Source organism: Streptomyces sp. NPDC005483 (assembly GCF_040606035.1).
Taxonomy (GTDB): domain Bacteria; phylum Actinomycetota; class Actinomycetes; order Streptomycetales; family Streptomycetaceae; genus Streptomyces.
Genome location: NZ_JBEXEA010000022.1, coordinates 115,502 through 129,207 on the forward strand (window position 1 = coordinate 115,502; position 13,706 = coordinate 129,207).

The following is a 13,706-nucleotide window of genomic DNA, read 5'->3' on the forward strand; positions in this document are numbered from 1 at the left end:
CCGGTCACGCCGACCTACCCGGCCTACGACCTGGCCGCCCCCGAAAATCCCTGTGCGGGACCGATGAATTCGCGCGACGGCAAAGGTCTCCCCATGCGTAGCCCAAGCACGCGGAAGGAACCCCGCCCATGAGCGAGCACACGTCCTCCCTGGCGATCGAGACCGCGGGCCTCGTGAAGACGTTCGGCGACACCAGGGCCGTCGACGGAGTCGACCTCGCCGTACCGGCCGGCACGGTCTACGGCCTCCTCGGCCCCAACGGCGCCGGCAAGACCACCACGGTGAGGATGCTCGCCACCCTCCTGCGCCCCGACGCCGGCGAGGCGCACGTCTTCGGCCACGACGTCGTCCGCGAGGCCGACGAGGTCCGCGGCCGGGTCAGCCTCACCGGCCAGTACGCCTCCGTCGACGAGGACCTCACCGGCGCCGAGAACCTGGTCCTGCTGGGCCGTCTCCTCGGCCACCACAAGAAGGCGGCCCGCGAGCGCGCCGGGCAGCTCCTGGAGGCCTTCGGTCTCTCGGAGGCGGCCGGAAAGCAGGTCAAGCACTACTCCGGCGGGATGCGGCGCCGTATCGACATCGCCGCCTCCATCCTCAACACCCCCGAACTACTCTTCCTCGACGAGCCCACCACCGGCCTCGATCCGCGCAGCCGCAACCAGGTCTGGGACATCGTGCGCGCGGTCGTCGCCCAGGGCACCACCGTGCTGCTGACCACGCAGTATCTGGACGAGGCCGACCAGCTGGCCTCCCGGATCGCCGTCATCGACCACGGCCGGGTGATCGCCGAGGGCACCAAGGGCGAGCTGAAGGCCTCCGTGGGCGCCGGAACCGTACATCTGCGCCTGCGGGACGCCGGGCGGCGGCCCGAGGCGGCGGAGATCCTACGACGGTCCCTGGACGCCCGGGTGCAGCTGGAGCCGGACTCGGTGGCGCTGACGGCCCGGCTCGCCTCGGAGGCCGGCGACACGGCCGCCGAACAGGCCTCCCGCGCCCTGGCCGAACTCGCCCGCACCGGCATCACGGTCGACAACTTCTCGCTCGGCCAGCCCAGCCTGGACGAGGTGTTCCTCGCCCTCACCGGACACCGCACCGAAGACAGCGAGGAGATGGCGGCATGAGCACCGTGACGCAGACCGAGGCCCGGGACCTCGCCCCCGTCAGCGCCGAGTCGCTGGCCGCACTGCTGGTCGCCGGGGAGCGGCCGCCGCGCCCGAGCGCGCTGTCGGCCTCGCTGACCTTCGGCTGGCGGGCGATCCTCAAGATCAAGCACGTGCCCGAGCAGCTCTTCGACGTCACCGCGTTCCCGATCATGATGGTGCTGATGTACACGTATCTGTTCGGGGGTGCCCTGGCCGGTTCCCCGGAGGAGTACATCCAGTTCCTGCTGCCGGGCATCCTGGTGATGTCGGTCGTGATGATCACGATGTACACCGGCGTGTCGGTCAACACCGACATCGAGAAGGGCGTCTTCGACCGGTTCCGCTCGCTGCCCATCTGGCGGCCGTCGACGATGGTCGGCTATCTGCTCGGCGACGCCCTGCGCTACACCATCGCGTCCGTCGTGATGCTCACCGTCGGCGTGATCCTCGGCTACCGCCCGGACGGCGGGGTCGGCGGTGTGGTCGCCGGAATCGCCTTGCTGGTCGTCTTTTCATTCGCGTTCTCGTGGATCTGGACGATGTTCGGGTTGCTGCTGCGGACCGAGAAGTCGGTGATGGGCGTCAGCATGATGGTGATCTTCCCGCTGACCTTCCTGTCCAACGTCTTCGTCGACCCGAGGACCATGCCGGGCTGGCTCCAGGCCTTCGTCAACAACAGCCCGATCACCCATCTGTCCTCGGCCGTGCGCGGGCTGATGGCAGGCGACTGGCCGGCCGACGAGATCGCCTGGTCGCTGGGGTGGGCCGGTCTGTTCGTCGCGGTCTTCGGACCGGTCACCATGCGGCTCTACAACCGCAAGTGATCACGTCGAAGGCATCGGGGGCAGCGGGCGGGCGTCGGGTGCCACCTGGCTGCCCGGGGTCGCCCGCACGATCGTGATCAGCCGGTCCGTCAGCTCCAGCGTCCCGACGGCCGGATCGTCGTATCCGAGCACCCGGTGCCCGCGCAGCACGCTCACCACCAGGTCGTCCGTCTCCCGCGGCTTCCTGCCCACCTCGGCCTTTATGACGGGCCTTTCGATGATGTCGAGCCCGCTGCCCTGCTGGATGAGGTCCTCCATCACCATGCCGGCCGCCGGGCTCAGCACCGACAGACCGAGCAGCCGGCCGGCCGCGCTGGCGCTGGTGATGACCGCGTCCGCGCCGGACTGCTTGAGCAGCGGCGCGTTCTCCTCCTCGCGTACCGCCGCCACGATCTTCGCGGCCTTGTTGAGCTGCCGGGCCGTCAGCGTCACCAGGACGGCGGTGTCGTCGCGCTGGGTGGCGATGATGATCTTCCGGGCCCGGTGCACCTCGGCCCGCTTGAGCACCTCGCTGCGCGTGGCGTCCCCGATGACCCCCGCATAGCCCTCGGCCGTCGCGGCGTCGATCACCTTGCTGCTGGGGTCGACGACGACGACCTGCTCCTTCTTCAGACCCGTCGCACACACGGTCTGGATCGCCGAACGGCCCTTGGTGCCGAAGCCGACGACGACGGTGTGGTCGCGCAAGGTGGACCTCCAGCGGTTGAGTCGCCACTCCTCGCGGGTGCGCTCGGTGAGGACCTCCAGCGTGGTGCCGACCAGGATGATCAGAAACAGCACCCGCAGGGGCGTGATGACGAAGATGTTGGTGAGCCGGGCCGCATCGCTGACCGGGGTGATGTCGCCGTACCCGGTGGTGGAGAGGGTGACGGTCGCGTAGTACCAGGCGTCGAGGAAGTCGACGGACTGGTCCGAGTTGTCGTTGTAGCCGTCCCGGTCGACGTAGACGATCAGGGCCGTCGCCGTGAGGACCAGCAGGGCCATCAGCACCCGCTTGGCGACCTGGCGGAAGGGGTGCTCCACGATCTTGCGCGGGAGCTTCACCTTGTGGGTCACGAGATGCTCGTCCGCCTGGCGGGCGATCGCGTCATGGCCCGGAAGTTTCACGTGAAACACACCCCGATCCCGGCGGACGCCCAGGGCAGGTCGAGCAGTTCGGCCTCCTGCCCCGGCCGGGCGCCCCCAGGTGGTACGACGGCGAGGGCATCGGCGGCAGCGATCCCCCGCAGCATGGCCGGACCGTTGTAGTGCAGCGGGACCGCGCTGTCACCGCGCAGGACGACCGGGACGAGCCGGGTGTCGTACGGGTGACCGTGGGCCTCGTTGCTCAGGGGCAGTGTGTACGGCTCCGGGGCCGGGCGGGCGGCCAGGGTGCGCAGCAGCGGTTCGGCGAGCGTGAGCAGGCCGGAGACGGCGGCGAGGGGGTTGCCTGGCAGGCCGACGAGGTGCTGGTTCTCCTTGGTGCGGGCCAGCAGCATGGGGTGGCCGGGGCGCACCTTGACCCCGTCGACGAGGAGTTCGGCGCCGATACGGGCCAGGATGGGGTGGACGTGGTCGACGGGTCCTGCCGCGGTGCCGCCCGTCGTGACGATCACGTCGGCGTCGGAGCCGGCGACCGCTTTGCGCAGGGCCTCGGCGGAGTCACCGAGCCGGCGTACGGCGGTGACCTCGGCGCCGAGCGCGCGCAGCCAGGGCGGGAGCATAGGCCCGAGCGCGTCCCGGATCAGGCCGTCACGAGGGGTTCCCTCGATGAGCAACTCGTCGCCCAGGACGAGGACGTCGACGCGGGGGCGGGGGACGGCGGTGAGGGTGTCGTATCCGGCGGCCGCGGCGAGGCCGAGAACGGCCGGGGTGACGAGGGTGCCGGGCGGCAGGAGCTGGTCGCCGCTACGGCACTCCTGGCCGCGTGGGCGGATGTCCTGGCCGTGCACGACCTCCCGGGTGGCGTGCAGCCGGCCCTTCTCGTCGGTCTGTCCGTGCTCGCTGCGCAGGACGGCGGTGGCGTCCGGGGGCACGCGCGCGCCGGTGGCGATCCGGGCCGCCTCGCCGTCGGTGAGGGGCGCGGGCTCGGCGTGCCCGGCCAGCACGCCCTCGTCCCGCACGGCCCAGGGGCCGGGCCCCGCGACCGCCCAGCCGTCCATGGCCGAGGTGTCGAAGGAGGGGAGGTCGGTGAGGGCGTCGAGAGGGGCGGCCAGGGTGAGGCCGAGTGCGTCGTCGAGCCGTACGGAGACGGGGGCGCGGCGGGCGCTGCGGGTGACCGCGCGGGCGGCCCGGGCGGCGGTGGCGCGGGCCTCGGGCCAGGGCGTCGCCCTGTGGTGTGCGTCCGGCTTGGCTGCCGGGCCGGAGCCCTGGGACGGAGGCGCGGGGGTGCGATGGCCCCCGGTGTGCGCGCTGCCGTTGTCTTCTCTCACCAGGGCCAGCGCCTCCTCGACGTCGAGGTCGTCGGCGTCTTCGGCGTGACCGGTGGGGTCGCCGGTGCGCACGGACCGGGCCGTCATCCTGCGTCCGGGCTGGTGCCGGAGGCCCCGTCGGGCGCGGCGGCGGTGTCTGAGTCGGCCTCGTCCGCCCAGCGCAGGGCCAGGGCCGCGGCCTTGCGGGAGGCCTCGGCGACCGCCTCGGGGCCGCCGCCCGCCTGTGCGGCGGCATAGCCGACGAGGAAGGTGGTCAGTGGTGCCGCCGGCCTGGCCACACCGTGCGCGGCGTCACGGGCCAGGTCGAGCAGCACGCCGGTGTCGACGTCGAGGTCGATGCCCAGCTCGTCCTTGACTGCGGAAATCCATTCATCCAACACGTGCCCATGCTCCCTGATGCGTGCCCTGGCGGAGGCGATGTCGTCCCAGGTGTCGCAGTCGAAGGACGCGACGGGGTCGGGGACGCGGGTGAGGTCGAGCACGGCGGTCAGCCGGCGCAGCGGAAGGCCGGTGAGAGCGCCGTGCTCCTTGGTGAGTGCGGCGAGCTCGTGGCGCAGCGAGGGCGCGCGGTAGGCGGCCACCAGCGGCTGGTCACGGCCGTCGGCGTCGGTGAGCAGCACGCCGTCGGCGCCGCCCGTGCGCAGGACGGTCAGCAGCAGGCGTGCGGTGCCCTCCTGGAGGAAGGGCAGGTCGGCGGAGAGCACCAGGACGTACCGGGCCGTGGTGTGCCGCAGACCGGCGTCCAGGGCGGCCAGCGGGCCGCCGCCGGGCGGGTCCTCGCGGGCCCAGGTCACCGGCCGGACGGTGGGGCGGGGATCGGCGACGACGACGGTGGTGCCCGCGTCGGCGCAGGCGGCGAGGACACGGTCGAGCAGGGCGCGTCCGCCCACCCGCACGCCGGGCTTGTCCGCGCCGCCGAGCCGCCGGGCGGCGCCCCCGGCGAGCACGATCACGTCGTACAGGGGGTCGGCGCCCGGGGTACGCGAGGGCTCGTACGAGGTCACCCCCTGAGTATGCGTGCCGTCGCGATCACAGGGAACGCACGGCGGCACCGGGATCGCGGGGTGCGGGTGCCGGTGGGCGATCGCGGGGTGCGGGTGCGGCGCCGCGATCGCCGTGTGCGGCCGTCACACAGTGCGCAGCAGGACCGCCGGCTGTTCCACGCAGTCCGCCACAAACCGCAGGAAGCCGCCGGCCGTGCCGCCGTCGCACACCCGGTGGTCGAAGGTGAGCGAGAGCTGGACGACCTGGCGCACCGCCAGCTCGCCCTCGTGCACCCATGGCTTGGGGACGATGCGGCCGACGCCGAGCATGGCCGCCTCGGGGTGGTTGATGATCGGCGTGGAGCCGTCGACACCGAACACGCCGTAGTTGTTCAACGTGAAGGTGCCACCCGTGAGTTCCGCGGGGGTGAGGGTGCCGGTACGGGCCGCCTCGGTCAGCCGGGCGAACTCCGCGGACAGCGACTCGGCGTCCCGCGCGTGCGCGTCCTTCACGACCGGCACGACCAGTCCCCGCTCGGTCTGCGCGGCGAACCCCAGATGCACGGCGTCCAGTCGCACGATCTCCCTGGCCGCCATGTCCACGGTGGAGTTGAGCTCGGGGAAGCGGGCGAGGGCGGCGGTGCAGATCCGGGCCAGCAACGCGAGCAGGGAGATCTTCGGACCGCCCGTCGCATTCATCGCGGCACGCGCCCGCAGGAGTTCCGTGGCGTCGGCGTCCACCCAGCAGGTGGCGTCGGGGATCTCGCTCCGGCTGCGGGACAGTTTGTCGGCGACCGCGCCCCGGACGCCCTTGAGGGGGATACGGGTCCCTGTGGAAGGTGTCGCCGCGGTCGTCGGGGATGCCACCGGGGCTGCCGGGGCTGCCGCCGGGGTTTCCGGGGCGAGGGCCGGTGCCGGGCGCCCCGGTGAGGCGGCGGCCCGCAGGGCGTACTCGACGTCGGCCCGCAGGATCAGTCCGTCGGGGCCGGAGCCGGTGAGTTCCCTGAGGTCGAGGCCGTTCTCGCGGGCGAGGCGGCGGACCAGCGGGGAGATCACGGGGACGGGCCCCTCGACCACCTCGACAGGCGCCGGTTCCGGGCGGCCGTTGACCGGCACGGGAACCTGCTGCTCCCGTCGCACCCTGCGCCTGCGCGCGGGGGCCTCCGAGGTGCCGTACCCGACGAGGACGTTCCCCGAGCCCTCGGCCCGCGCATCGGGGTCGGACGCCGGCGCCCCAACCGCCACCGTGATCAGCGGCGAGCCCACCGGGAGTTCGCTGCCCTCCTCGCCGAAGCGGGCCGTGACGACACCGGCGTAGGGGCAGGGGACGTCGACCATCGCCTTGGCCGTCTCGACCTCGACGACCGGCTGGTCGACCGCGACGACGTCGCCGACCTCCACCAGCCAGCGGACGATCTCCGCCTCGGTCAGGCCCTCGCCGAGATCCGGCAGCCTGAACTCCAGCACCTGCGCCATCAGCTCTCCGCCTCCCACTGAAGACGCCCGACGGCGTCCAGGATCCGGTCCACGCCGGGCAGGTGATGACGCTCCAGCATCGGCGGCGGATACGGGATGTCGAACCCGGCCACGCGCAGCACCGGCGCCTCCAGATGGTGGAAGCAGCGCTCCGTGACCCTGGCCGCGATCTCCCCGCCCGGTCCGCCGAACCCGCCCGACTCGTGCACGACGACCGCTCGCCCGGTCCGCCGTACCGAGGCGGAGACCGTGTCGTCGTCGAACGGCACCAGTGAGCGCAGGTCGACGACTTCGAGGTCCCACCCCTCCTCGCGCGCGGCCTCGGCGGCTTCGAGGCACACGGGTACGGACGGCCCGTACGTGACGAGTGTGGCGCTCCGGCCGGGGCGCCGCACCACCGCGCGGCCTATCGGTTCAACGGTCTGCGGGTCGTCCGGGTTCCAGGAGTCCTTCGACCAGTACAGCCGCTTGGGCTCCAGGACGACGACCGGGTCGTCGGAGGCGATGGCGGCGCGCAGCAGCCCGTAGGCGTCGGCGACGGTCGCGGGCGTGACGACGTGGAGCCCCGGAGTCGCCATGTAGTAGGCCTCGGAGGCGTCGCTGTGGTGCTCGACCCCGCCGATGCCGCCGCCGTAGGGCACACGGATGGTGATCGGGAGCGGCATCGCCCCGCGCGTGCGGTTGCGCATCTTCGCCACATGGCTGATCAGCTGTTCGAACGCCGGGTACGCGAAGGCGTCGAACTGCATCTCCACGACCGGCCGCAGTCCGTACATCGCCATGCCGACGGCCGTGCCGAGGATGCCCGCCTCGGCGAGCGGGGTGTCCGTGCAGCGGTCCTCACCGAACTCCTTGGCCAGTCCGTCGGTGACCCGGAAGACACCGCCGAGGGTGCCGACGTCCTCGCCCATGACGTGCACGGTGGGGTCGGCCGCCATCGCGTCGCGCAGCGCGCGCGTGAGGGCCTGCGCCATGGTGGCCGGCTTGAGGGCGACGGTGGTCATCGGTGCGTACCCCCGTGGGAGTCGTGCTCGGCCTCGAGCTCGGCGCGCAGCTGAGCCTGCTGCTCGCGCAGTTGCGAGGTGGGCTCGGCGTAGACGTGGGCGAACAGGTCCATGGGGTCGAGGACCGGGTCCTGGTTCATGCGCCGGCGCAGTCCGGCGGCGAAATCCTCGGCGTCCTGGCGCACGTCCTCGATGCCGGCCTCGTCGATGAGTCCGCGCTCGGTCAGTTCGTGTTCCAGGAGGGCGATCGGGTCGTGTCCGCGCCAGGTCTCGACCTCGGCGTCACCGCGGTAGCGGGTCGCGTCGTCAGCGTTGGTGTGGGCGTCCACGCGGTAGGTGATCGCCTCCACCAGGGTGGGCCCGCCGCCCGCGCGCGCGTGGCGTACGGCAGCGGTGAGGACTTCGTGCACGGCGGCCGCGTCGTTGCCGTCGACCAGGCGCCCGGGCATGCCGTAGCCGACGGCCTTGTGGGCCAGCGAGGGGGCGGCGGTCTGCTTGGCGAGCGGGACGGAGATCGCGAAGCCGTTGTTCTGGACCAGGAAGACGACCGGGGCCTGCCACACGGCGGCGAAGTTCAGCGCCTCGTGGAAGTCGCCCTCGCTGGTGCCGCCGTCGCCGACCATGGCGAGCGCGACCACGTCGTCGCCCTTGATGCGGGCGGCGTGCGCGAGGCCGACGGCGTGCGGGAGCTGGGTGGCGAGCGGGGTGCACAGGGGGGCGACCCGGTGCTCGCGCGGGTCGTAGCCGGTGTGCCAGTCACCGCGCAGGAGGGTCAGCGCCTGGACGGGGTCGAGGCCGCGGGCGACGGCGGCGAGGGTGTCGCGGTAGCTGGGGAAGAGCCAGTCGCGCTCCTGGAGGGCCAGCGCGGCGGCGATCTCGCAGGCCTCCTGGCCGGTGCTGGAGGGGTACACGGCGAGGCGGCCCTGCTTGGTGAGGGCGGTGGCCTGCGTGTTGTAGCGGCGGCCGCGCACCAGCTCGGCGTACAGCCGGCGCAGCAGGGCCGGGTCGGCCTCCGCGGCCGCCTCGGTGCCGAGGACGCGGTGGGGTTCGGCGTCGGGCAGCAGGGGCGCGGGGTCCGTGCGGGGCTGCCAGGCGGGCGGCGGCGATGGCCGATACGCGCCCCGCTGCTCCATGACCGTCATGACGGCACCTCCTCGTGGGAGCGGCTGGTGGCGCACCACGGGTGTGAGGCGCCTCACCTACCGATTGTTCGGTCGTCGGCACATTTTGGCTACAGGCCCCCTCGGGCTGTGGACAAACGGTTCTCCACACCCTGAGATGGACGCAGTACGTCCATGGTAGGGAGGCGGGGGGACATGGCACCTGAACAAATGGCCGAAGGCACGGAGGGCGGCGTCCCCCTTCCGCCCCCGCGTCCGCTCGACGCCATCGATCAGGACATCCTCCAGATGCTCCAGGCGGACGGCCGCGCGTCGATACGGTCGGTCGCCGAACGGGTGCACGTCTCGCGCGCCAACGCCTATGCGCGCATCAACCGTCTCGTCGAGGACGGCGTCATCCGCGGCTTCGGCGCCCGGGTCGACCATGAGCGCGCGGGCCAGGGCACCTCGGCGTACGTCACCTTGAAGATCGTCCAGAACTCCTGGCGCACGGTCCGCGAACAGCTCAGACAGCTGCCCGGGGCTTCGCACATCGCGCTGGTCGGCGGTGACTTCGACGTACTGCTGCTCGTCCACACATCGGACAACAGGTCCCTGCGCGAACTGGTCCTCACCCGTCTCCAGGCGATCCCGGAGGTCCTGAGCACGCGCACCCTCCTGGTCTTCGAGGAGGAGGACCTGGAGCCGCAGGGCTGAGCTCAGGACGCCTTGCGCAGACCTCCGAAGATCAACTGCGCCACCGCGTCCGCCACTTCGCGTTCGTTCATGCCCCTGCCGTCGGGGCGGTACCACTCCACGATGGAGTTGATCATTCCGAAGACCAGGCGGGTCGCGAGGCGCACCTCCACGTCGCCGCGAACGTCGCCGTCAGCGGCCGCCGCCTTCAGGAGTTCGGCGACCCGGTGGTCGAAGTCGCGGCGGCGCTCCAGGGCCCACCGCTCGGTGTCCGTGTTGCCGCGCACCCGCAGCAGCAGGGTGACGTACGGGAGTTCGGCTATCAGCACCTCGACCATGCGCCGCACGACGTACTCCAGGCGGCCGGAGGCGCGGCCCACACACGCGTGCTCCTCGTCGAGGATGCCGAAGAGGCCGTCCAGGGCCCGGCTGACGGCCCGGCTCAGGAGCTCCTCCTTGCCGGCCACGTGATGGTAGATCGACGACTTGGAGATGCCGGCCGCCTTGGAGAGGTGCTCCATGGAGGTGCCGTCGTAGCCGCGCTCGTTGAAGACCTGGACGGCGACGGACAGCAGCGTCTCGGGGGTGTACGTGTCGCGCTTGGCGGTCGTCATGAGGTGCTGCCCTCCCGCTTGTCGGAGGCGTACGCGTGCCGGTACAGCGCGAGCGAGGGCGCGTACCGTCCGGACGGGTCGCGCAGGTGCAGGTCGTCGAGGAGAGCGTAGGCCCAGTTGCGGCCGAGCCTGCGGCTCCACTCGAACGGGCCGAGCGGGTAGTTCACCCCGAGCCGCATGGCGGTGTCGATGTCCTCCTTGGTGGCCACCCCCTTGGCGACGGCGTCGTGCGCCAGGTCGACGATCCGGGCGACCGTGCGGGCGACGATCATGCCCGGCACGTCCCCGATGACGCTGACGTCCTTGCCGAGCGCCTGGAAGAGCCCGACGGCCTCGCCGAGCGTCTGCTGCGAGGTGTCCTGGGAGGCGGACAGCGCGATACGCGTGGCCCTGCGGTAGTCCAGCGCGAGGTCGAAGTAGACGACGTCCCGGAACTCCACCGACGTCTGCCCGTCGGCGAGCGCGAGCTGACCGCCGCTCGGCAGGACCAGACGGGTGCCGTGGTCCTCCTCGTCCTCGCGGACCTGGATGCCCGCCTCGCGGATCAGCGCGAGCAGTTCGGACGCGGGGCCCAGATCGCCCTCGGCGACGACGTACGCGGGCGGCTGGGCCCGCTCCGCGGTGTGCGGCTCGTCGCGCTCGGCGCCGTCCGTGTAGTCGTACCAGCCCTGCCCGCTCTTGCGGCCGAGCCGGCCCGACTCGACCAGGCGCTGCTGGGCCAGCGAGGGCGTGAAGCGTACGTCCTGGAAGAAGGCGCGCCACACGGAGCGCGTCACGGACTCGTTGACGTCCTGGCCGATCAGGTCGGTCAGCTCGAACGCGCCCATCTTGAAGCCGCCGCACTCGCGCAGGACCGCGTCGATGGTGGCGGGCTCGGCGCCCTGGGCCTCGTAGACCGCGAACGCCTCGGCGTAGAAGGGCCGCGCGATGCGGTTGACGATGAAGCCCGGGGTGTCGGCGCAGGCGACCGGCGCCTTGCCCCACGCGCGTGCCGTCTCGTACGCGCGCGTGGCCGACGAGACGTCGGTGGCGAACCCGGAGACGACCTCGACCAGCGGCAGCAGCGGCGCGGGGTTGAAGAAGTGCAGGCCCACGAAGCGGCCCGGGTGGCGCAGGGCCCCGGCGACGGCGGTGACCGACAGCGAGGAGGTGTTGGTGGCGAGCAGACAGTCCTCGCCCACGACGTCCTCCAGCTCCCGGAAGAGCTGCTGCTTGACGTCCAGCCGCTCCACGACGGCCTCGACGACCAGGGTGCAGTCCGCGAGGCCGGTGAGGTGCTCTGCGGCCACGAGACGGGCGCGCGCGGCGTCCCGGTCGGCGGCGGTGAGCCGGTCCTTCTCGACGAGCCGGTCCAGCCGCGCGCCGATCGCGTCGGCCGCCTCCACGGCACGGCCGGGGACGGCGTCGTACAGCCGCACGGGGTGCCCGGCTACCAGCGCGACCTGGGCGATGCCCTGGCCCATGGTGCCGGTGCCGACGACGGCCACGGGGCTGCTGAGGTCGAGTCCTGTCATGTGCGCGATCCTCCCGCACGGGGTTTTCCACAGATGCGGCGGACCCCCTTGTCCCGACCGATCGTTCGGTTACTCTAACTCTCACTGGCTGTTCCTGCCCACGTTTCCACCCAGGTCATGAGCTCGACGAAGAGTTCGACAGACGAGGAGTTGGTCCCGCATGGCCGCCGAACTGACCGCCCACCAGCTGATCGCCGAGCACCGGCCCACCCTCGACCAGGCGCTCGAAGCGATCCGCACCCGCGCGTACTGGTCCCCGCACCCGGAGCACCCCAAGGCCTACGGCGAGCACGGCAGCCTGGACATGGCGGCGGGCAAGGCCGCCTTCGACGCCCTCCTGGGCACCCGCCTGGACCTCGGCCAGCCCGGCACCGACGACTTCGTGGGCGGTGAGGTCTCGCCGTACGGCATCGAGCTGGGCGTCGAGTACCCGCACGCGGACATCGACGTGCTGCTGCCCGCGATGAAGGCGGGCCAGAAGGCGTGGCGGGACGCGGGCGCGGAGATCCGGGCGGTGGTCTGCCTGGAGATCCTCAAGCGGATCAGCGACCGGACCCACGAGTTCGCGCACGCGGTCATGCACACCAGCGGCCAGGCGTTCATGATGGCGTTCCAGGCGGGCGGCCCGCACGCGCAGGACCGCGGCCTGGAGGCGGTGGCGTACGCGTACGTGGAGCAGGTCCGCACCCCCGACACCGCGGAGTGGACCAAGCCGCAGGGCAAGCGCGACCCGCTCGCGCTCACCAAGCAGTTCACGCCGGTCCCGCGCGGGATCGGCCTGGTCATCGGCTGCAACACCTTCCCGACGTGGAACGGCTATCCGGGCCTGTTCGCCTCCCTGGCCACCGGCAACGGGGTCCTGGTGAAGCCGCACCCGCGCGCGGTGCTGCCGCTCGCGCTCACGGTCCAGGTCGCCCGGGACGTCCTCGGCGAGGCCGGCTTCGACCCGAACCTGGTCGCGCTCACCGCCGAGCGCCCCGGCGAGGGCATCGCGAAGACCCTGGCCACGCGCCCCGAGATCCGGATCATCGACTACACCGGTTCGACGGCGTTCGGCGACTGGCTGGAGGCCAACGCCCGCCAGGCGCAGGTCTACACGGAGAAGGCCGGCGTCAACACGGTGCTCGTGGACTCTGCCGGCGACTACAGGGGGATGCTCTCCAACCTGGCCTTCTCCCTGTCCCTGTACAGCGGCCAGATGTGCACGACCCCCCAGAACCTGCTGATCCCCCGGGACGGCATCCGCACCGACGAGGGCCCCAAGACCTTCGACGAGGTGGTCTCCGACATCGCCCGCGCGGTCGACGGCCTCCTCGGCGACGACGCGCGCGCGAACGCGCTGCTGGGCGCGATCGTCAACCCGGACGTGAAGGAGCGCCTGGAGGCCGCGGCGGGACTGGGCGAGGTCGCCCTGGCCTCGCGGGAGATCGCCAACCCGGAGTTCCCGGGCGCGGTCGTGCGCACACCCGTCGTCGTCAAGCTGGACGGCGCCAAGCCGGACGACGAGGCCGCCTACATGAGCGAGTGCTTCGGACCCGTCTCCTTCGCCGTCGCGGTCGACTCGGCGGCCGACGCGGTGGAGCTGCTGCGGCGCACGATCCGCGAGAAGGGCGCGATGACGGTCGGCGCGTACACCACCGACGAGGAGGTCGAGCAGGCCGTCCAGGAGGTCTGTCTGGAGGAGGCGGCGCAGTTGTCGCTGAACCTCGTCGGCGGGGTGTACGTCAACCAGACGGCCGCGTTCTCCGACTTCCACGGATCGGGCGGCAACCCGGCGGCCAACTCCGCGCTGTGCGACGGGGCGTTCGTCGCCAACCGGTTCCGGGTGGTCGAGGTGCGCCGGGAGGCCTAGGCAGTGTCTTCAAAAGATCTTGCGTGGTGGATCATGGGCGGGTGATACGTCGCCATGAACTGTCGGACGCTGAGTGGGAGTTCGTGCGGC

The 13,706-nt window shown here is 72.1% G+C and carries 12 protein-coding genes; 4 read left to right on the forward strand and 8 right to left on the reverse strand.

Annotated features, from left to right (window positions below):
• Nucleotides 1-128: 128 nt before the first annotated feature.
• Nucleotides 129-1,121, forward strand: a complete 993-nt coding sequence (locus ABZT06_RS34740) for an ATP-binding cassette domain-containing protein (RefSeq protein WP_355750201.1) — start codon at nt 129-131, stop codon at nt 1,119-1,121.
• A complete protein-coding gene (locus ABZT06_RS34745; RefSeq protein ID WP_355750204.1) occupies nt 1,118-1,966 on the forward strand; it encodes an ABC transporter permease in 849 nt (282 codons plus the stop codon). Before ABZT06_RS34740 ends, ABZT06_RS34745 begins: the two co-directional genes overlap by 4 nt.
• Here the strand turns inward: ABZT06_RS34745 and ABZT06_RS34750 are convergent, their stop codons facing one another.
• The 6 genes from ABZT06_RS34750 to pdhA all read right to left on the reverse strand — a co-directional run bounded on the left by ABZT06_RS34750 (nt 1,967) and on the right by pdhA (nt 8,982).
• Nucleotides 1,967-3,082, reverse strand: coding sequence for a potassium channel family protein (locus ABZT06_RS34750; protein WP_355750207.1), 1,116 nt, complete (start codon nt 3,080-3,082; stop codon nt 1,967-1,969).
• Entirely contained in the window at nt 3,070-4,464 is a 1,395-nt protein-coding gene (locus tag ABZT06_RS34755; protein ID WP_355750210.1) for a molybdopterin molybdotransferase MoeA, read from the reverse strand. The genes ABZT06_RS34750 and ABZT06_RS34755 overlap by 13 nt, the downstream gene beginning before the upstream one ends.
• Nucleotides 4,461-5,381: an NTP transferase domain-containing protein gene (locus tag ABZT06_RS34760; RefSeq protein ID WP_355750213.1), complete on the reverse strand. Its 921-nt coding sequence runs from the start codon at nt 5,379-5,381 to the stop codon at nt 4,461-4,463. The genes ABZT06_RS34755 and ABZT06_RS34760 overlap by 4 nt, the downstream gene beginning before the upstream one ends.
• A gap of 123 nt (nt 5,382-5,504) precedes the next feature.
• Nucleotides 5,505-6,836 carry a dihydrolipoamide acetyltransferase family protein gene (locus ABZT06_RS34765; protein WP_355750216.1) on the reverse strand — a complete coding sequence of 444 codons (1,332 nt, stop codon included), beginning with the start codon at nt 6,834-6,836 and terminating at the stop codon, nt 5,505-5,507.
• The gene (locus ABZT06_RS34770; RefSeq protein WP_355750219.1) at nt 6,836-7,840 is read right to left on the reverse strand and encodes an alpha-ketoacid dehydrogenase subunit beta; all 1,005 of its coding nucleotides are present in this window, start codon (nt 7,838-7,840) and stop codon (nt 6,836-6,838) included. The genes ABZT06_RS34765 and ABZT06_RS34770 overlap by 1 nt, the downstream gene beginning before the upstream one ends.
• Nucleotides 7,837-8,982: a pyruvate dehydrogenase (acetyl-transferring) E1 component subunit alpha gene (pdhA, locus tag ABZT06_RS34775; RefSeq protein ID WP_355750222.1), complete on the reverse strand. Its 1,146-nt coding sequence runs from the start codon at nt 8,980-8,982 to the stop codon at nt 7,837-7,839. Before pdhA ends, ABZT06_RS34770 begins: the two co-directional genes overlap by 4 nt.
• A 189-nt stretch (nt 8,983-9,171) precedes the next feature.
• On the opposite strand from pdhA, the gene ABZT06_RS34780 reads away from it, so the two are divergent.
• Nucleotides 9,172-9,657 carry an Lrp/AsnC family transcriptional regulator gene (locus ABZT06_RS34780; protein WP_355750235.1) on the forward strand — a complete coding sequence of 162 codons (486 nt, stop codon included), beginning with the start codon at nt 9,172-9,174 and terminating at the stop codon, nt 9,655-9,657.
• A gap of 2 nt (nt 9,658-9,659) precedes the next feature.
• Here ABZT06_RS34780 and ABZT06_RS34785 read toward each other — a convergent pair whose 3' ends face one another.
• The gene (locus ABZT06_RS34785; RefSeq protein ID WP_355750225.1) at nt 9,660-10,250 is read right to left on the reverse strand and encodes a TetR/AcrR family transcriptional regulator; all 591 of its coding nucleotides are present in this window, start codon (nt 10,248-10,250) and stop codon (nt 9,660-9,662) included.
• The gene (locus tag ABZT06_RS34790) at nt 10,247-11,764 is read right to left on the reverse strand and encodes a 3-hydroxyacyl-CoA dehydrogenase (protein WP_355750227.1); all 1,518 of its coding nucleotides are present in this window, start codon (nt 11,762-11,764) and stop codon (nt 10,247-10,249) included. The genes ABZT06_RS34785 and ABZT06_RS34790 overlap by 4 nt, the downstream gene beginning before the upstream one ends.
• 160 nt (nt 11,765-11,924) lie before the next feature.
• Here ABZT06_RS34790 and paaN point away from each other — a divergent pair, with 160 nt between their 5' ends.
• On the forward strand, nt 11,925-13,616 hold the full coding sequence (gene paaN / locus ABZT06_RS34795) for a phenylacetic acid degradation protein PaaN (protein WP_355750229.1): 1,692 nt from the start codon (nt 11,925-11,927) through the stop codon (nt 13,614-13,616).
• Nucleotides 13,617-13,706: the final 90 nt, after the last annotated feature.